This window comes from Paraburkholderia sp. J12 (assembly GCF_905220215.1).
GTDB lineage: Bacteria > Pseudomonadota > Gammaproteobacteria > Burkholderiales > Burkholderiaceae > Paraburkholderia.
Genome location: NZ_CAJMZC010000003.1, coordinates 459,941 through 479,243, shown reverse-complemented (window position 1 = coordinate 479,243; position 19,303 = coordinate 459,941). Strand labels below are relative to the sequence as shown.

Below are 19,303 nucleotides of genomic sequence, written 5' to 3'. Positions count from 1 at the left end.
GCCTTCCCCGGCTAAAATGCCCCGCAGCCAACAGACCGTACAACCGCCAGACTCGCGGCCTCCACCTCCGATCAGCCCGCCCTTCACGACCTGCACCGACGACATGATCACGATCTACCACAACCCCCGCTGCTCCAAATCGCGTGGCGCCTGCGAATTAGTCGCCTCGACCTGGAACCAGGCCAACGAACCGGTCGAGGTCATCGAATATCTGAAGACCCCGCCCACCATCGAGCAACTGCGATCGCTGCACGCCATGCTGGGCGGCTCCGTACGCGACATGATCCGCACCGGGGAGACCGAATACGCCGAGCTCGGCCTCGAACGCAGCGATCTCTCAGATGATCAGCTCTACGAAGCAATTGCGCAGCACCCCATCCTGTTGCAGCGGCCCATCGTGGTGCGCAACGCGCGCGCGGTGATCGGCCGTCCTCCCGAGAACATCGCCGCGCTCTTCGACCCGGTATCCTGAGCCGCGCGCGGCCAGCCCGCGCGCCACGTTTGTCACCATCCGAACGACAACCCAAGAGAAGAACCCTGTGGAATCCCTCAACACCCTGTCGGCCTGGTCGTTCCACGACACGCGCCTCATCCTGTCGTGCGTGCTCGGCCTCGCGCTGATCGTCGTCCTCATCAGCGTCCTGAAGCTCGCGCCCTTTCTGTCCATCCTGGTCGGCACGTTCGCGGCGGGCTTCTCCGCGGGACTGCCGCTCGACGCGATTGCGGGAGCCTTCAGCAAGGGCGCCGGCGCCTTGCTCGGCGACGTGGGGATCATCATCGCGCTCGGCGCCATGCTGGGTGCGCTGATGGCCGAGTCCGGCGCGGCCGACCGGCTCGTGAGCACGCTCCTCGATCACTCCACGCCGCGTACGTTGCCGTGGATGATGGCGCTCGTCGCCGTGATCATCGGCCTGCCGCTGTTCTTCGAGGTCGGTCTCGTCATGATGGTGCCGATCATCTTCGTGATGGCACGCCGCTCGAAGCAGCCGATCCTGCGCATCGCCATTCCCGCCCTCGCCGGCATGACCACACTGCACGCGCTCCTGCCACCGCACCCGGGTCCGCTGATCGCCGTGAGCGCGCTGCACGCCGATCTCGGCATCACGATCGGCCTCGGCCTCGTGGTCGCGCTGCCGGCTGTCGTGCTCGCCGGGCCGCTCTACGGTTCGTGGCTGTCGAAGCGCATGCATGTCGAAGAACCCGAGGATCTCGGCAAACTCTTTTCAAGCCACGATTCGCAACTCGCGGCGCCCAGTTTCGGCGTCTCGCTGTTCACGATTCTGTTGCCGGCCCTCCTCATGCTGGGCCGCACCGTCGCGAAGCTGATGCTCGTGCCGCATACGCTCGCTTTCGAAGTGCTCGATTTTCTTGGCGAGCCGCTGATCGCGCTGGGCCTCACCGTCCTCTTCGCCATCGTCGCGCTCGGCTGGTCGCGCGGCATGCCGCGCGAGCGGGTCGGCGGCATCCTGCGCAAAAGCCTGCCGCCTATCGCGGGGCTGCTCCTCACCATCGGCGCGGGCGGCGGCCTCAAGCAGGCGCTCGTGCTCGCCGGCATCAGCACGACAATCGGCAAGATCGCCGTGGGCGCGCATCTGCCGCTGCTCCTGCTCGCCTGGCTCATCGCCGTCGCGTTGCGCCAGGCCACGGGATCGGCGACGGTCGCGACTACGGCGACCGCCGGCATCGTCGCACCTGTCGTCGCGGGTCTGAGCGTGACGCACAACTCGCTGATGGCGCTTGCGATCGGTGCCGGCTCGGTGTTTTTCTGCCAGGTTAACGACGCAGGCTTCTGGATGGTGCGCGAGTACTTCGGCCTGCAACTCAAGCAGACCGTGTACGTCTGGTCGATCCTGCAGACGATCGTCTCCGTCGTCGGACTGGTGCTTACGCTCGTGCTGTGGAATGTGCTCGGCTGATTTCGGTTGACCGGCAGGCGTGTCCGGCTACCGCAAGGCTGCCGGATACGCATTGGGGGTCAGTTTCGCCCAACATTTGAGCAGTTGCGGTTTTTACCGGCAATCCCACGCGACCCCCGGTGCTATGGGCTCTGTAGCCACGTTGTCCACAAGGTTTTCCACGGAAATTGTGGATAAATCTCGTCGCGGCGAGGTTATCCACAGGGCGGCCATCCGGCGACCAGCGGATCGGCCTCGCGCCTATGATGAAGCCTTCTTCCACCGCGCTTCGCGCGCACAACCGGAGGTACTGAGATGGCTTATCGAATCGCGGTCGTGGTCGGCAGTCTGCGCAAGGACTCGTTCAACCGTCAGCTGGCGCACGCCGTCACCTCGCTGGCGCCGGCCGATTTCTCGTTCGAGTTTCTCGATATCGGCTCGTTGCCGCTCTACAGCCAGGACTACGACGCCGATTTCCCCGAAGCCGCGCGCACGCTCAAGCAGCAGATCGAGGCGGCGGACGCGCTGCTTTTCGTCACGCCCGAGTACAACCGGTCCGTGCCGGGCGTGCTGAAGAATGCGATCGACTGGGGTTCGCGCCCGTGGGGCAAGAATTCGTGGAGCGGCAAGCCGGGCGCGGTGCTCGGCACGTCGCTGGGCGTGATCGGCACGGCACTCGCGCAGCAGCATCTGCGCAACATCCTGGCGTATCTCGACGTCGCGACGCTCGGCCAGCCCGAGATGTTCATCAAGCACGATGCGAGCCGGATCAACGAGAAAGGCGAGATCGTCAACGACGATACCCGCAAGTTCCTGCAGGCCTTCGTCGATCGCTACGTCGACTGGGTCAAGCTCCAGCTCGGCCGCTGAGGGTCAGTGCAGCGTCCGGTGATGGGCGGGCGTGTCGTCTTCGTATTCGAGGAACTCGTCGGGGATCTGCGGCGCGGCACCCTTCGCCGGTTGTGTCGCTTCCGGTGCGGCAGGGACTTCGACGCCACGACTCATGACGGCACCCGCGCCCGGCGCGCTGGCCGAGGCCACGACGTCGGACCGGTGCCGCTGGCTGGATTCCGCTGTCGTGGCCGTGGGCGCAGGAGCTTCGCGTGTAGCACCCGTCGTCGCCGATGAGGCCGCCGCACGCCGCCTGACGGCCGTGGCGAGGTCGGCAAGCCCCAGTTCGTCGATGGCCGAATGCTCGCGCGTCGTGGCATTGTCGCGGGTCGCCCAGTTCCACGGATCGCCGCGATTCGTGACGTCGATCGCGCGGGCTTCGACGAAGGTGGCGCGCGCCAGTTCGGCGCGCGCGTCGTCCATGACGTGAACGGCCAGCAGGACCGTATCGCCCGGTGCGAGCGGCGACGCCTCGGCCGGCCCGCTCCCCGTGCCGCCCGCGAGCGGATCGGCGGCAAAGAAACTCGCCACGAGCCTTTCGAGCCCGGCGAGCACGCCTTGCGTCTGCGCCGGCAACTCGATATCGCCGGCGGCGAAGCCCATGAGCATTAGCGCGTCCTGCGCGTGCCGCGCGTCGTCCCAGGTCTTGAATCGGCCGGTCACGGTTTGTTTCATGGCGCCCTCCTCGATGATGTGACGTGCAACATTCGCCTCACATGATGCGCCTCAACGGCGCACCGCGCGCAGTCGGACGCCGCAATCTTCGTGCCGCGTCCTTCGGTTATTGCGCTGCCCGGCCGTCCCGGGCCGCCGCCTTTACAGCGCCGCGTCGCGCGCCTGGCGGGCCGGCTGCGCGCGCTGGATCTTCTCCAGCATCTTTTCGAGCAGGGCGATATCGAACGGCTTGGAGAGCACCCGCACGTCGGCATGGCGCGCGCGCTCGAGTTCCTCCGCGTAGCCGGTCACGAGGATGATCGGCATGGCGGGCGCGATGGCCTGCAGGGCTTCCGCGAGGTCGATGCCGTTCAGTTCGCCCGGCATGTGGATGTCCGAAATGACGAGGTCGAAGTGCTGCGCGTCTGCGTTGCCCCCTTTAGCCTCCTCGCCGGCCTGCGCCGCTTCCACGAGACGCAGCGCGCTCGCCGCATCGTTGGCGCAGGTCACGTGGTGGCCCATCATCTGGAGAAGCGCCTCGGTGCCGGCCGCCACTTCGTCGTTGTCTTCCACGAGCAGCACGTTTAGCCCCGCGCGCGGACTTGCCTCGTCGGGGCGCGGTTCGGGCGGGCGCGGCGCCGCAGGCGCGTGGAGCGCTCGCGGCAGATACAGGTGCACCGAGGTGCCCGCACCGATTGCGCTGTCGATGGCGGCGAGCCCGCCCGAGCGCTCGCAGAACGCGAACACCTGCGGCAGGCCGAGGCCCGTGCCCATGCCTTTCGGCTTGGTCGTGTAGAGCGGCTCGAAGGCGCGCGCGAGCACTTCGGGCGGCATGCCGCCGCCGGTGTCTTCAAGCGTGATCTGCACGAAGTCGCCGTCGAGCGGGAAGCCCTCGCCGGGCCGGAAGGCGATATTGCGCGCGCGCACCGTGAAGCGGCCGCCGTTGGGCATGGCGTCGCGCGCGTTCACGGCGAGGTTGATGAGCGCGAGCTCGAACTCGGCGACATCGACGAGCACGGGCCAGACGTCTTCGTCCACATCCAGCACGAGCGATACCTTTGCGCCGAGCGACGCGCGCAGCAGTTCGCGGCACGCCGGCAGCCAGCGGCCCACGTGGATGGTCTCGTTGCGCAACGGCTGCTTGCGCGCGACGCCGAGCAACTGGCGCGTGAGCGACTGTCCGCTCTTGAGCGCCCGCTCGACCGCCGAGAGCTCGCGGTCGAGCCCGGGCGCGCCGCGGCGCCGCGCGATCTGGACGTTCGCGGAGACGATCATCAGCAGGTTGTTGAAGTCGTGCGCGACGCTGCCGACGAGGTTGCCGAGCGCCTCCATCTTGCGCGCCTGCCGGTAGGCGGATTCGATCGAGCGCCGCATCGAGGCTTCGGCCTGCCAGCGCTCCCAGGCTTCCTCTTCGGCTGCGAGGCGCCGCAGCGAGAGCCAGATCACGCACCAGAGCGCGATGGAGGGGATGAACATCGAGGCGACCAGCACGCTCAGATGCCGCCACCAGGCGGCCCAGATCGCCTGCGCGCGGTAGCCGCACGACACGTACACGGGATACGAGCCCACGCGCCGGTAGGCGAGGATCACGTCGTCGTCCACGAGCTGCGAGTGCATGCGCACGACGCCGGCTTCCGTGCCGCGCGCGAGTGCGGCGGCGAGCGGCGAGCCCGGCGTGATGGTGGTCGCGGCGCTGGCGTGCGGCGTCGGATAGAAGGCGAGAATCGAGCCGTCGCTGCGCACGAGGCCCATGTCCATGGGCGATCCGGCGCCCAGCAGGTCGCGATAGAAGTCCTTGAAATAGCCGGGCCGCAGCGCGACGGAGACGATCCCCGCGAAAGCGCCCGCGTCGTCGTTGCGCGCGACGCCCATGTTGAAGACGGTCTCGTGGCTCACCTGGCCGAACATCACGCGCGAAACGTGGTCGACCGCCCGGCCGTCGCGAATGCCGGTGAAGTCCTCGCGCGCGGCGATCGAGACGGGCGGCGGCGGCGAAAAGCGGCTGCTCGCGAGCAGATCGCCGTCGCGGCCGAAGATCGACACGGACGCTACCTGCGGATAACCGCCGCCGATGGCGTCGAGCTTTTCGTGGATCTCGGTTTCGTTGGCGCGGATGCCGTCGTCGTCGAGACCTTCCACGAGTTCCACCACCCGCGCATCGAGCGCCTCGTTCAGGTCGAACACCTTCAGGGCGTGCTCCTCCGCCACGCGCACGGTGCGCAGCGTGGTGTCGGTGGCGTCGGCCTCGCGTGCGCGCAGGTCGTTGTAGGCCATCGCGGCAACGTACACGCACGGCAGCACGATCGCGGCGAGCAGCAGCGCGATCAGCGTGCGGCGGCGCACCGTGAAGTCGTGTCCGGGCGCGGCCGGAAACGGCGGGTCGTCGCTGCGGTGCGGCGTGGCGGTGCGATCGTCGGGCCGCGCGGGCCGGTCAGGGGTCATCTTCGGGAGGGCTGGATGGGTCAGGCAGACAACAAAAGCTCACGACATCATAAACGAGCGCGCCCGCGCACTGACGCTACGCCGGACCCGGCGCGGCGGCAGCAGACGGCATCGCCTCGCTCGCGGCAGCGGTCTGGAGAGATTTTCTCCTGCTTGGCCGAATTCGCGAAAATCCGCGAAGCGCAAACGTACACAAAAGCATAATCGTCGGTCTTTATTTCGGGGAAGGATCGTTTATTTGCAAGGAATCGGGAAAATGGAGTTAATTCTGTTCGATTAATCTTTATCGGCGAGTTGCATTTCACTTCAATTGAATCGAGAATCTCGCTCACGCCATTAAGGTGCTCTAAATTGGGCGCCGTTCATCGTGCGGTTTTGCGCACGGTGTCGTACGGGGTGGTTTTCTCATGCCGGACAGGATCGAAACGGCCGCCAGATGCGCCGCGCGGGGCTTGCCTCCACGTGTTCAGCCCGGCTTCCGCCTGCTGCCCGGCCCCCTCTTGCAACGTCGCGCCTAAAGAAAGCGTTCGCGCCGCCGTTAAACCGTCACAATGCATTCCGTCTAACGCACACTCAATTAGCATACTCATGTCCTTGCCCATCGTGATCGCCGACGATTCGCTGCTTGCCCGGAAGGTGCTCACGAAGGCACTCCCCGAGGATTGGGACGTCGAGATTTCGTACGCGTCGAACGGACATGAGGCGCTGGCGCTCTATCGCGCCGGCCGTGCGGAGGTCATGTTTCTCGACCTCACGATGCCCGACATGACGGGTTTTCAGGTCCTCGAGGCTTTGCAGCAAGAGGATCTGAATTCCTTCGTGATCGTGGTGTCCGCCGATATCCAGCCGCTCGCGCAGGAACGCGTGCGCGCGCTCGGAGCGGCGGCGTTCGTCGCGAAGCCGGTCACCCAGAAGGCGCTGCTACCCATCCTCAAGGAGTACGGGTTGTATGCCTGATCGAGTCTTCACGGAATTGCAGCGCGACGCGCTCCAGGAAATCGCCAATCTCGGCATGGGTCAGGCGGCCACGCGGCTGTCGGGGCTGCTCGATGCGTTCATCGAGCTTTCGGTGCCGCGGGTGCGGGTGGTCGCGGTGCGCGAGGCGGCGCTGGCGCTGCGCGAGATGACCGGCATCGACGGCCCGGTGACGGCCGTGCGCCAGGGCTTTCGCTCCGAAATCAAGGGCGAGGCGCTCGTGATCTGCCGCAGCGGCGAAATCGCCGAACTCGGCGCGCTGATCGGCGGCTCCTACGCGGAATCGGCCAGCGAGGCGCTCACCGAAGAAGAACTGATTTTCGACGTCGCGAACGTGCTGACGGGCGCGTGCGTGTCGTCGATGCTCGACCAGCTCGGGCGGCTGCCGGACTTCACGGCGCCGGGCCTGCTGGGCGAGCGGGTCACGCTCGACGAAGTGTTCCAGCCGGGGCTGCTCGCCTGGGACCTCGCCCTGCTCGTCGAAGTGAACTTCGCGCTGGAAGACCATCGCTTCCGCGCGCACCTCGTCATGCTGATGGCCGAGGAATCCATCCACCACGTGAGCCGGGCGATCGACACTTTGCTGCATAGCTTATGAACGCACACGCTGGCTTGCCGTCGTTGTCGGATCTCGTGGTCGAGCGGGTCGGTTTCGGCATTTTCGTGCTGGACCGGGAGATGAAGGTCCTGAGCTGGAACCGCTTCATGCAGGACCACAGCCGCCGGGCCGCCGAGGAGGTGATCGGCCGCTCCATCTTCGAAACCTTCCCCGAACTGCCGCGCGCGTGGCTCACGCGCAAGATCGAAAGCGTGTTCCAGCTCGGCAGCTTCGCGTTCAGTTCGTGGGAGCAGCGCCCCTACCTCTTCAAGTTCGACCACGACCGGCCGATTACGGGCGGCGTGGACTACATGCAGCAGGACTGCACCTTCATGCCGCTCACGCGCGAGCGCGAGGTGATCGCGGTATGCGTGACGATCTCCGACGTGACGCACGTGAGCGTCGTGCAGCGCGAGCGCGAGGAGGCCGTGGCGAAGCTGCGCGATTACGCCGACCGCGACGGGCTGACCGGCATCGCCAACCGGCGCTATTTCGAGACGCGCCTTGCCGAGGAGTTTTCGCGCTGGCAGCGCTATGGCGGCGAATTGTCGGTGTTGCTGTTCGATCTCGACCACTTCAAGAAAATTAACGACCAGTTCGGCCACGTTGCCGGCGATACCGTGCTGCGCGTGATGGCGCAGCGGGTCGCGAACGTGGTGCGCAAGGAAGACGTGTTCGGCCGCTTCGGCGGGGAAGAATTCGCGCTGCTCCTGCCTTGCACGCCCATCGGCGACGCCATGCGGGTGGCCGAGAAGATCCGCAAGACGATCGGCGACGCGCCGGTCGAGGTGCAGGGCGTGGTCGTGCCGGTGACGGCGAGCGTGGGCGCCGCCACTGCGCGGCCCGGCGCGCCTGGCTACGAGGGTATCGTCAGCGAGGCCGATGCGGCCCTGTATCGCGCGAAGCGCCAGGGGCGCAACCGCTCCGTGGCGCTCGCCTGAGGTTGTATCGGGCCGCGTAGGGTCGCACAGGGTCGCCCGAGGCGGGCCGCGGCCCACGGGATCGGACTTGCCGCTTTTGCGCCTTTTCTCCGCGCTTTAACCATCGAAACTCAGGCTACGGCGCCTACCGGCACGCGCTGGCGGGGGGCTCCGACTGCGGTGCCAGGCAAAGATTGATATACTTTTGCCCGTTTCCGGCCGCGCGTGACATCCTGCAAGACGTCCCGCGGCCGGCTGCATTCAGCGTGTCCGCGGTGTGTCCGCGGCCTGTCCGCGCGCGCGGGCGACCCGCCGCCCGCGGGCCCGAATATCTGAAAAGCCCCGTGTGCGGGCGCCCCTGCGGAGATCGTCTTGGCCGTTTCCAACCTCGTCGTGGACGATACACAACAAACCGACGCTGCCGCCGCCTCGTCGGGCAGCTCGTTTTATCTGGCGATGCGCATCCTGCCGGCGGCGCAGCGCGACGCCATGTATCAGGTGTACGCGTTCTGCCGCGCCGTCGACGACATCGCGGACAGCGACCTGCCCCGCGCCCAGCGCGCGGCCGGCCTCGATCGCTGGCGCGCCGACATCGACGCCTGCTACGCCGGCACGCCGCCCACGGCGCTGGCGGCGCTCACGCGCCAGATCCACACGTTCGGTCTGCGTCGCGAGGACTTCCACGCGATGATCGACGGCATGGCCATGGACGCAGCCGTGGACATCTGCGCGCCCGACGAGGACACGCTCGATCTCTACTGCGACCGCGTGGCGAGCGCGGCGGGCCGCCTGTCGGTGAGGATATTCGGGATGGCTGAGGCTCCCGGCATCGCGCTGGCGCACCACCTGGGCCGCGCGCTGCAGCTCACGAACATCCTGCGCGACCTCGACGAGGACGCGGACATCAACCGCTGCTACCTGCCGCGCGAGCTGCTCGCGCGCGAGGGCATTGCGGCGTCGGATCCGCACGAGATCGCGGCCGACCCGTCGCTGCCGCGCGTGTGCGCCACGCTCGCCGAGCGCGCGAAGGCGCATTTCGCGCGCGCCGACGCGATCATGGACGGCGTGCCGCGCGCGCAGGTGAAGGCGCCGCGCATCATGTCGGGGGTGTATCGCGTGCTGCTCGAACGCACGCTGGATCGTGGCTTCGATCTGCCGCGCACGAAAATCAGCAAGCCGCGCGCGCGGCTGATGTGGATCGTCGCGCGCTACGCGTTGTTCTGATGCCCCCAAGGCTCGTCCACGTGATCGGCGCGGGCCTCGCGGGGCTCGCGACGGCGGTGCGGCTGCAGCGGCGCGGCGTGCAGGTCGCGCTGTACGAGGCGGCCTCGCAGGCGGGTGGACGGTGCCGGTCGTTTTACGACCGCACGCTCGGGGCGACGCTCGACAGCGGCAATCACCTGATGCTGGCCGGCCATACGGCGATCGTCGAATACACGCGGGCGATCGGCGCGGCCGACGAACTGGTCGGCTCCGCGCAGCAGGATTTCGCGTTCATGGACGTCGCGGCCCGTGCCCGCTGGGCTGTGCGCTTTTCGCGCGGGCGCGTGCCGTTCTGGATCGGCGACGCGAATGCACGCGTGCCCGGCACCCGGACGGCCGACTATCTGGCGCTGCTGCCGCTGCTGTTCGCCAAGCCCGGCCGCACGCTCGCGCAGAGCATGCGCTGCGACGGCACGCTGTGGGACCGGCTGCTGCGCCCGTTCTTTCTTGCGGGGCTCAACATCGAGCCGCGCGTGGCGAGCGCCGAACTGGCGGCGACTCTGCTGCGCGAAACGCTCGCGGCCGGCGGCGAGGCTTTCCGGCCGCTCTTCGCGAGGAGTGGCCTTTCGAGCGCGTTCGTCGATCCGGCGCTGCGCATGCTGCAGCACGGCGGCGCGGCGATCCGGCTCGATGCGCCGCTCAAGGAGATCGTGTACGACGACGCGGCGGCCCGCGTCGCCGCACTCGATTTCGCCGCGGGCCGCGTGACGCTGGGCGAGGGCGAGGCAGCCGTGCTGGCCGTGCCGCCCGAGGCCGCAGCGGCGCTCGTGCCCGCGATCCAGACGCCGCGGCGCTACACCGCGATCGTCAACGTGCATTTCGCGGTGGAACCGCCGCCGGCGCTCGCGGCGCCCCTGGCCTTCGTGCACGGCACGGCCGACTGGCTGGTGGTCTCGCATGGCCGCATCTCGACGACGATTCACGACGCACACGCCGTGCTCGACCTGCCCGCCGAAACCCTGGCGCGCAAGGTCTGGGCGGACGTGGCCGCGGCGGCGACGCTGCCCGTGGATCCGATGCCGCGCTGGCAGATCGTGGCCGAACCGCGCGCGACCTTCGCTGCCGTGCCCGAAGAGGAGCTGCGCCGGCCCGCGACGCGCACCCGCTGGAACAACCTGATGCTCGCAGGCGACTGGACGGCTACCGGTCTGCCCGCGACGATCGAAGGCGCGATCCGCTCCGGCCGCAAGGCCGCGGATCTGCTGCTGACAGAACATATGGAACACCGATGAACGACCTCTCCCAAGTCATGCCGACCGACGACCTCGCGAGCGGCCTCGCCACCGCTGCCGATCCGGCGACCGCGCCGCTGGCCGCCACGCCTGCCGCGCCCGCCGACGCGCTGGACGCCTCGATCACGCGCGCGACCGACGCGCTGCTCGCCCATCAGCAAGCCGACGGCCACTGGGTCTACGAACTCGAAGCCGACGCCACGATCCCGGCCGAATACGTGCTGCTGGTGCATTACCTCGGCGAGACGCCGAACCTCGAACTCGAACAGAAGATCGCGCGCTACCTGCGCCGCATCCAGCTGCCGGGCGGCGGCTGGCCGCTCTTCACGGACGGCGCGATGGACGTGAGCGCGAGCGTGAAGGCCTATTTCGCGCTGAAGATGATCGGCGACGCGGAAGACGCCGAGCACATGGTCCGTGCGCGCGAGGCGATCCTGGCCGCGGGCGGCGCGGAGGCCGTGAACGTCTTCACGCGCATCCTGCTGGCGCTGTTCGGCGTGGTGACGTGGTACGCAGTGCCGATGATGCCGGTCGAGATCATGCTGCTGCCCAAGTGGTTCCCGTTCCATCTCTCGAAGGTCTCGTACTGGGCGCGCACCGTGATCGTGCCGCTGCTCGTGCTGAACGCGAAGCGGCCGGTCGCGAAGAATCCGCGCGGCGTGCGCATCGATGAGCTGTTCCACGGCGCACCGGTTTCCACCGGCCTGAACAAGCGCGCCGGCCATCAGAGCAAGGGCTGGTTCGGCTTCTTCCGCGCCGTGGACGGCGTGCTGCGCGTGACCGATCCGCTGTTCCCGAACTATCTGCGCCAGCGCGCGATCGATGCCGCCGTGGCGTTCGTCGACGAACGCCTGAACGGCGAGGATGGCCTCGGCGCGATTTTCCCGGCCATGGCGAACTCGGTGATGATGTACGACGTGCTGGGCTATCCCGCCGATCACCCGCATCGCGCGACTGCCCGCCAGTCGGTCGAAAAGCTGCTGGTGATCCACGACGACGAGGCCTACTGCCAGCCCTGCCTCTCGCCGGTCTGGGACACCTCGCTCGCCGCACATGCCCTGCTCGAAACGGGCGAGCCGCGCGCCGAGGAAGCCGCGCGCCGCGGCCTCGAATGGCTGCGCCCGCTGCAGATTCTCGACGTGCGCGGCGACTGGATCTCGCGCCGCCCCGACATCCGCCCGGGCGGCTGGGCGTTCCAGTACGCAAATCCGCACTACCCCGACGTGGACGACACCGCCGTCGTCGCGATGGCGATGCATCGCGTGGACGTGCTCGACAAGACGAAGTCCTACGACGAACCCATTGCCCGCGCGCGCGAATGGGTGGTGGGCATGCAGAGCAGCAACGGCGGCTGGGGCGCGTTCGAGCCCGAGAACACGCAGTATTACCTGAACAACATTCCGTTCTCGGATCACGGCGCCCTGCTCGATCCGCCGACGGTCGACGTCTCGGGCCGCTGCCTCTCGATGCTCGCGCAGCTCGGCGAGCTGCCGGCCGCGAGCGAGCCGGCGCGCCTTGCCTATCACTACATCCTCGAAGATCAGGAAGCCGACGGCAGCTGGTACGGCCGCTGGGGCATGAACTATATCTACGGCACATGGACGGCGCTGTGCGCGCTGAACGCGGCCGGTCTCGCGCATGACGATCCGCGCATGAAGCGCGCCGTGAACTGGCTCGTGCAGATCCAGAACGAGGACGGCGGCTGGGGCGAAGACGGCACGAGCTACAAGCTCGACTACCGCGGCTACGAGCGCGCGGCGAGCACAGCCTCGCAGACGGCCTGGGCGCTGCTCGGCCTGATGGCGGCCGGCGAGGTGAATCATCCGGCCGTTGCGCGCGGCATCGCCTGGCTGCAGGACACCCAGCGCGAACACGGCCTCTGGGACGAAACGCGCTTCACGGCCACGGGCTTTCCGCGCGTGTTCTATCTGCGCTATCACGGCTATCGCAAGTTCTTCCCGCTGTGGGCGCTCGCGCGTTACCGCAGCCTCAAGCGCAGCGGCACGACGCTCGTCACGGTCGGGATGTGACGATGACCGGAACGGCGTCCGCGCGGCCCGTGATCGCGGTCGCGGGCATGGCATTCGAAGCGGCCATCGCGCAAGGCGACGGGCGTGACGGCGTGAGCGCCGTCTATGCGGCGCGCGCCGATCTGCTCGAGCGCGCGCTGACGGCGGCGCTCGAGCGCGGCGCCTCGGGCGTCATCAGTTTCGGCACGGCGGGCGGCCTGGCGCCGGACCTGGAACCGGGCACGCTCGTGATTGCCGATGCCGTGGACGGCCCGTTCGGCCGCATCGCCACCGACGCCACATGGGCCGAGCGGCTCGCCCGCGCGCTGGCGGACTCGCCGCTCGCCGCTCGCGTGCGGCGCGGCGTGGAAGCCGCGGTCGCGGCGCCAGTGACGGGCGCGGACGGCAAGGCGGCGCTGCATCAATCGACGGGCGGCGCGCTTGCCGTCGACATGGAATCGCATCTGGCCGCGGCGGCGGCCGCTGCGCGCGGCCTGCCGTTCGCGGTGTGCCGCGCGATTGTCGATCCGGCCTGGCGCAGCCTGCCGAAGGCCGCGATGGCCGGCCTGCGCGACGACGGCTCCACGGCGGTGCTGCCGGTCCTGCGCGAGCTGGCTCGCGATCCCTCCCAGCTGGGCGGCCTGCTGCGCGTCGCCGCCGACGCGAAGGCCGCACGCCAGACGCTCGCCACTGCCCGGCGTGTGCTGGTGACCTCCCGCGCGCTTTTTCCCGTGTGATCCCCTGGATATTGAAAAACTAGGGAAAACCCTTATCTCTGGTAATATCTAGGTGTTAACCCTTGGTCCGCATTCTGGTCCGGGGACAGATCACATTCGAAGGGAATGGCAGCCATGAATTTTCACACTCGCAAGTGGGTCAAGCCTGAAGACCTGAACCCGAACGGCACGCTGTTCGGCGGCAGCCTCCTGCGCTGGATCGACGAAGAAGCCGCGATCTATGCCATCTGCCAGCTCGACAACCAGCGTGTCGTGACCAAGTTCATCTCCGAAATCAACTTCGTGAGCTCGGCGCGCCAGGGCGACATCATCGAACTGGGCATGACGGCTACGGACTTCGGCCGCTCGTCGATCACGCTGCGCTGCGAAGTGCGCAACAAGATCACGCGCAAGAGCATCCTGACGATCGAAAAGATGGTGTTCGTGAACCTGGGCGAAGACGGCAAGCCGGCGCCGCACGGCCGCGAGCGTATCCGCTACGCCGATGAGGCCTACGAGCGTTATCGCCAGGGTGTGCAGACGGCGGCGGACGCGATCGAAGCGGTCGGCCCGGGCAAGAAGCGCGAGGAGCACGAGGAACTCGAACAGGACGCGGTGCATTAACGCCGTCGCCGCTCGCGAAGGCTGAAAGCAAAACCCCCGGCAGACAGGTGTTTGCCGGGGGTTTTTTGTTTTCGCGAAACGGCGGCGCGGCCGCGGGATTGGGCAAGCCAGGCCGCTTCGGAGTCCGACGTTATCATGCGGTAAGCTTGCATGGCCGTCGCAGTCTTGTGCAATGCGCGCGATTCCACCTTGCAGGAGAGCGGCATGAATTTTAAGCAGTTGCGCAATTTCGTGACGATCGTGGACGCCGGGAGCATATCGCGCGCCGCCCAGCTCGCGCATATCGCCCAGCCGGCGTTGAGTCAGCAGATCGCGGAGCTCGAAGAGGCGTTCGGCGTGACGCTGCTGCAACGGAGCGCGCGCGGCGTTCGCGCGACTGCGGCGGGCGAGCGGCTGTACGCCGAAGCCCGCGCGATTCTGCGGCGAGTCGATCGCCTGCCCGAGATCGTGCGCAATCAGGGCGACGCGGTTGAAGGCAATGTGCGCGTCGGCATGTCCTCCACGCTCGCGGCGATCATGGGCGGTCCGATGATCGCCGCGTGTGCCGCGGTCCTGCCCATGGTGCGGCTGCAGCTCGCTGCGGTGGGCAGCGCCCGGCTGGCGGCAAGTCTGCGTGAGCATACGCACGACCTCATCCTCCTTTTCGAGGACGACCCCGTCGATTCGTGCGTGCGCATGCCGCTTTTTCATCAACGGCTCTTCCTCGTGCGTCGTGCAAACGGCGCCATCGCCCGTTCGAGCATCACCGTGGCCGAACTCGCCGATATTCCCCTCGTTCTTCCTTATTCCCCCAACGTCACGCGCGCTGCGGTCGACCGCGCACTGAAGCGGGCCGGCATCGAGCCGCATGTCGCAGCCGAGCTCGACCTGATTACGGGCGTGCTGACCGCCGTTCAAGCGGGCGTTGGCGACACCATCCTGCCGCTCGGGCGGACCGACCAGCTTCCGAGCAACGGCGAATTCGTCGCACTTGCGATAGAGCCGCCGCTTTCCCTCACGGCTTCGCTGGTTTCATCCGGAGACACGCCGCTGACCGCCGCGGGTGAAGCGGTCCGCGACTTCATGGCCGCCTTCGTGGCGAGATTTCTGCAGGAACATCCCATCCCCGGCGCCGAGCTGATCGAGAGCTGATTTCCGGGCCATCGCCGCCGCTTATGGCCGTATCGCGAGACAGTATTTTTCCCGAGGATCGAATTCGCGCAGACTCAAGACCGTGACATCAGAAGGGCGACATGTCGTTGTCCGATGCGTTGCGGGAGAGATTGAATGGCGAAGCTGATCTATCGGGTGGTGTCCGCGTGCGGTGCGCTGGGCTATGGATTTCCGCGGGAATCGTTGCAACAGGCCATGGCCGGCCGGATTGACGCGGTCATCTCGGATGCGGGTTCGATGGATGCGGGGCCGTATTATCTCGGCACCGGCAAGCAGTATTTCGAACGTGAAGCGGTACTAAACGATTTCCGAAACATGGTCGAGGCCGGCAAGCGTATCGACGGACCCGTGATTCTCGGCAGTTGCGGCATGGCGGGCGGCAGCCGCAATCTCGAATGGATGCTGGAGGTCGCGAAAGAAGTGTTCGAGGAACTCGACGTCCGCGATGCGAAGGTTGCCGTGATCCCGTCGGATCTCGATCCGGCGATCGCGATAGACGAATTGCGGGCCGGCGCGTTGCGCCCGGTCGGCGCGGGTCCGGCGCTCGACGAAGCGGCGTTGCGCCAAAGCACGATTGTCGGGCAAATGGGCATTCACCCGCTGCTTGCCGCGCTGGAGAGCGGCGCGAAGTACATCTTTGCGGGCCGTTCCTGCGATGTGGCGCTCTTTGCCGCGGACATGATCCGGCGCGGCATTGCGCCGGGGCTCGCGTATCACGTGGGTCATGTGCTCGAATGCGGCGCGCTCGCGTGCGATCCCGGGTCGCCGTCCGATTGCCTCGTGGCGGAAGTCTACGACGATGGCAGCGCGGTTTTCATCGCACCGGACAAGAACCGTCGCTGCACCCCCTATTCGATTGCCGCACATTCGCTCTACGAAGAAACGCATCCGCAGTTGCAGTTCTATCCCGAAGGCGTGCTGGCCATGAAGGACACCGAGTTCTTTGCCGTCAGCGAGCGCGCCGCGGGGATTCGCAAGAGCCGCTTCTACCGCACCGGCAAGCCCTGGCCGTTGAGCATCAAACTCGAAGGCGCGCGCCGCGTCGGCATGCGCAAGGTGTCGCTGATCCATCTGAATGCCGCCGATCTGCACGCGATTCCCGACGACGTGCTGGTCTACGGCCGCAATGGCGTGCAGGAGAGGCCCGTCGCGGCCGGGGAGGAGGAGCTCGGCATCATCGTTCAGACACGGGCGCGCACGGCCGAGGCCGCCGACAAGCTAGCGAGTTTGCTGACCCACTACCTGGTCCACTACGGCTATCCTGGCCGCGAGTCGACGGCGGGCAATATCGCGTATCCGCTGTCGCCGAATCTGGTGAGCTTCCGTTACGCCGACGGCCATTACGGTGCGATTGTGCCGAGCGCCACGCGGGACCCGGTGTTCATCGCGAACTATCCGTCGATCCGTTGCGGCGTCATCGATCTCGTGCGCCACGAATTTCCCGATGCGCTCGCCGAGGCCGACTATGAATTCGTCGAAGCGCACGCCGAATGTCCTGTCGCGTTGCTGCGCACGGTAGACACAAATGCCGATGCACTCGAGCGTCGACATCGCGCGGAAATCGCGCGTCTGGCATCGATTGCCTCGATCGGCACGGACTCGCTCGTCGACCTCGACGCGTCCGACGCGTACGAATGGACGCTTTTCCATTTGCTGCAGAACGAAGAGGTGATCCGCAACCGGCTCTTTCCCGTGCATTGCTACCTTGCGAACGGCCGCAAGTGGGTCCACGTCGAAGAACGCCGGGCCGACTATTTCGACATCGGCGAACCGGCGGGCACGAACAACCTCGACGACCGGACGCTTTCGGTGATCGAAGACGTCGTGCCGTCCGGCAGACCCGCCGGCAGCCAGCGCCTGCTCGACATCGCCCGCGTGATTCGGAGCAAGGATGCGGGCATCAACCGCCTGACGTTCGACGTGCTGTTCTCGTCGCGGGAGGCGTACGAAGCGGCGCTGCGATCGAACCTGTTCTGCGCGCGCAACGTGGCCGAGGAACTCGGCTACGAACCCGCGTCCGTAGTGGGCGCCTATTTCGTCGACCATTGCAACGCGATCAAGATCAGCGTGGAGCGGCCGATCATTTCGGGATCGCTCGACGAGCGCGATGTGTTCGGTGCCCAGCAGCAATCCCTGCTGGAGCGCATGGTCGTTCCGATGTATGCCGACAGCGTGCAGCAGACGGCGTGAAGCGACGGAGAATCCGCATGTCCCCTATCTATACCGTAGTCGACTATCTTCTCGACCGTCTTTCCTGGCTTGGCGCCGACCGGATCTTCGGTGTGCCGGGCGACTTCACCCTGGCCATGCTCGACCATATCGAGCGGAACCCGCGCATCGAATGGGTTGGTTGTGCTAACGAACTCGGCGCGGGCTACGCGGCGGACGGCTATGCGCGCGTGCGCGGTATCGGCGCGCTGTGCACCACGTTCGGCGTCGGCGAATTGAGTGCGATCAACGCGATCGCCGGCAGCTACGCGGAACACGTGCCCGTTGTTCACATTGTCGGGGCGCCGTCCGGCGCGGCGCAAGCCGCCCATGCGCGAACCCACCATAGTCTCGGCACCGGCGATTTCGGCGTCTTCGCGCGAATGACGCAAGAGGTGGTCTGTGCGCATGCCACGCTCGACGCAAACAACGCGTGTGCCGAGATCGATCGCGTCCTGCACAGCGTTCTCGCGCATCGTCGTCCCGGTTATCTGTTGCTGCCTGCCGACTTGACGGAGGTTCAGGCGAGCCGGCCCGCGGGTCCGCTCGCGGGCGCCGCCAGAATGACGGATGCCCGCGCGTTGAGCCGCTTCGCCGATGCCGCCGGAGGATTGCTGGACAAGGCATCCACGGCGGCGCTGCTGGCCGACGTGCTGGTTCACAGGCTGGGAGCGGAAGACAGGCTGCACGCCCTGATCGACGCGGGCAACATACCGCATGCGACCCTGCTGTGGGGGCGACGTGTGGTGAACGAGGCACATCCCGCGTACGTGGGCATATACAACGGCGCGGCGAGCGCGCCTTCGGTACGGGAAGCGATCGAGGAATCGGATGTGCTGATTCAGGCCGGCGTGCGGTTCACCGACCTGACGAGCGGTTTTTTCACGCAGCATCTGCGCGTCGAGCGATTGATCGACGTCGGACCGCATTCGTCGAGCGTCGCGGGCGAAGCCTACGGCCCGATCGAGCTGGCGGACGCGCTTGACGTGCTGCGCACGATTTGTGCACGACGTGGCCCCTTTGCCGCGCGCGAGGCCCGTCACGTGCCGGCGTGCGCCGCGCCCGAGGCGGCCGGGCACGATCCGCTCTCTCAGGAAACGCTATGGAGCGTCGTGAGCGAGTCGCTGCGTCCTGGCGATCTGGTGATCGCCGAACAAGGCACGTCGTTTTACGGCCTCGGGGCGCACCGTTTTCCGGAAAACGTGCTCTTCATCGGGCAACCGCTTTGGGCGTCGATCGGCTACACGCTGCCTGCGCTTCTGGGCGCTGCCCTCGCTGCGCCGCAACGCCGTCCCGTCCTCGTCATTGGCGACGGGTCTGCGCAGCTCACGATCGCCGAACTCGGCACCTTGATCCGGCAGCACGTGAATGCGCTCGTTCTCGTGATCAACAATGGCGGCTATACGGTGGAGCGCGCGATTCATGGGCCGGAAGCTGCCTACAACGATATCGCGCACTGGGACTGGACCGCGTTGCCGGGCGCGCTCGGCAAGGGGCGTGACAGCTTCAGCGCGCGCGTGTCGACTGTCGGGCAACTGCGCAATGCGCTGCGGGACGCCGACCGGCTCCCCGACCGGCTGACGCTGATCGAGGCCGTCGTGCCGCAACTCGACGTGCCGCCGTTGCTGCGCGAACTGGCCCGTGCGGCAGGGGTCGCGAACCAGGTTGCAGCGCGGCAGGGGCGATAGCCGGTTCGCGCCAAGGTCGATTCGCCGATCCATCCG

17 protein-coding genes are annotated in these 19,303 nt (G+C 67.2%); 14 read left to right on the top strand and 3 right to left on the bottom strand.

Annotated elements, in window-relative coordinates; all coding sequences use genetic code 11:
* Positions 1-103 precede the first annotated feature (103 nt).
* The 3 genes from arsC (at position 104) to U5760_RS10920 (ending at position 2,765) form a co-directional block, all read left to right on the top strand.
* Positions 104-472, top strand: coding sequence for an arsenate reductase (glutaredoxin) (gene arsC, locus U5760_RS10930; RefSeq protein ID WP_322011671.1), 369 nt, complete (start codon positions 104-106; stop codon positions 470-472).
* 67 nt (positions 473-539) lie between these two features.
* Positions 540-1,916, top strand: coding sequence for a gluconate:H+ symporter (locus U5760_RS10925; protein ID WP_322011670.1), 1,377 nt, complete (start codon positions 540-542; stop codon positions 1,914-1,916).
* Between the two features lie 294 nt (positions 1,917-2,210).
* A complete protein-coding gene (locus U5760_RS10920; RefSeq protein ID WP_322011669.1) occupies positions 2,211-2,765 on the top strand; it encodes an NAD(P)H-dependent oxidoreductase in 555 nt (184 codons plus the stop codon).
* 3 nt (positions 2,766-2,768) lie between these two features.
* On the opposite strand, the gene U5760_RS10915 is transcribed toward U5760_RS10920, so the two are convergent.
* The 3 genes from U5760_RS10915 to U5760_RS10905 all read right to left on the bottom strand — a co-directional run bounded on the left by U5760_RS10915 (position 2,769) and on the right by U5760_RS10905 (position 6,214).
* Positions 2,769-3,461, bottom strand: coding sequence for a hypothetical protein (locus tag U5760_RS10915; RefSeq protein WP_322011668.1), 693 nt, complete (start codon positions 3,459-3,461; stop codon positions 2,769-2,771).
* A 141-nt stretch (positions 3,462-3,602) separates the two neighbouring features.
* Positions 3,603-5,882, bottom strand: coding sequence for a hybrid sensor histidine kinase/response regulator (locus tag U5760_RS10910; RefSeq protein ID WP_322011666.1), 2,280 nt, complete (start codon positions 5,880-5,882; stop codon positions 3,603-3,605).
* A 47-nt stretch (positions 5,883-5,929) separates the two neighbouring features.
* Positions 5,930-6,214 (bottom strand): hypothetical protein, encoded by a 285-nt coding sequence (locus tag U5760_RS10905; protein WP_322011664.1) that lies wholly within the window; start codon positions 6,212-6,214, stop codon positions 5,930-5,932.
* A 256-nt stretch (positions 6,215-6,470) separates the two neighbouring features.
* Between U5760_RS10905 and U5760_RS10900 the strand changes: the two genes are divergently transcribed.
* From U5760_RS10900 to U5760_RS10850, 11 genes are all read left to right on the top strand, one after another.
* Positions 6,471-6,839, top strand: coding sequence for a response regulator (locus U5760_RS10900; protein WP_322011662.1), 369 nt, complete (start codon positions 6,471-6,473; stop codon positions 6,837-6,839).
* A complete protein-coding gene (locus tag U5760_RS10895) occupies positions 6,832-7,455 on the top strand; it encodes a chemotaxis protein CheC (RefSeq protein ID WP_322011661.1) in 624 nt (207 codons plus the stop codon). Before U5760_RS10900 ends, U5760_RS10895 begins: the two co-directional genes overlap by 8 nt.
* Positions 7,452-8,396 (top strand): diguanylate cyclase, encoded by a 945-nt coding sequence (locus U5760_RS10890; protein WP_322011660.1) that lies wholly within the window; start codon positions 7,452-7,454, stop codon positions 8,394-8,396. Before U5760_RS10895 ends, U5760_RS10890 begins: the two co-directional genes overlap by 4 nt.
* Before the next feature lie 351 nt (positions 8,397-8,747).
* Entirely contained in the window at positions 8,748-9,599 is an 852-nt protein-coding gene (gene hpnD, locus U5760_RS10885) for a presqualene diphosphate synthase HpnD (protein ID WP_322011658.1), read from the top strand.
* A complete protein-coding gene (gene hpnE / locus U5760_RS10880) occupies positions 9,599-10,870 on the top strand; it encodes a hydroxysqualene dehydroxylase HpnE (RefSeq protein WP_322011657.1) in 1,272 nt (423 codons plus the stop codon). Before hpnD ends, hpnE begins: the two co-directional genes overlap by 1 nt.
* The gene (shc, locus tag U5760_RS10875) at positions 10,867-12,900 is read left to right on the top strand and encodes a squalene--hopene cyclase (protein ID WP_322011655.1); all 2,034 of its coding nucleotides are present in this window, start codon (positions 10,867-10,869) and stop codon (positions 12,898-12,900) included. Before hpnE ends, shc begins: the two co-directional genes overlap by 4 nt.
* Before the next feature lie 2 nt (positions 12,901-12,902).
* Entirely contained in the window at positions 12,903-13,616 is a 714-nt protein-coding gene (locus U5760_RS10870) for a phosphorylase (RefSeq protein WP_322011653.1), read from the top strand.
* Between the two features lie 114 nt (positions 13,617-13,730).
* A complete protein-coding gene (locus U5760_RS10865; RefSeq protein ID WP_322011651.1) occupies positions 13,731-14,219 on the top strand; it encodes an acyl-CoA thioesterase in 489 nt (162 codons plus the stop codon).
* A 204-nt stretch (positions 14,220-14,423) separates the two neighbouring features.
* Entirely contained in the window at positions 14,424-15,350 is a 927-nt protein-coding gene (locus U5760_RS10860) for a LysR substrate-binding domain-containing protein (RefSeq protein ID WP_322011649.1), read from the top strand.
* A gap of 135 nt (positions 15,351-15,485) precedes the next feature.
* Positions 15,486-17,561, top strand: a complete 2,076-nt coding sequence (locus U5760_RS10855; RefSeq protein ID WP_322011648.1) for a DUF4387 family protein — start codon at positions 15,486-15,488, stop codon at positions 17,559-17,561.
* Between the two features lie 17 nt (positions 17,562-17,578).
* The gene (locus U5760_RS10850; RefSeq protein ID WP_322011647.1) at positions 17,579-19,267 is read left to right on the top strand and encodes an alpha-keto acid decarboxylase family protein; all 1,689 of its coding nucleotides are present in this window, start codon (positions 17,579-17,581) and stop codon (positions 19,265-19,267) included.
* The last annotated feature ends 36 nt before the right edge of the window (positions 19,268-19,303 follow it).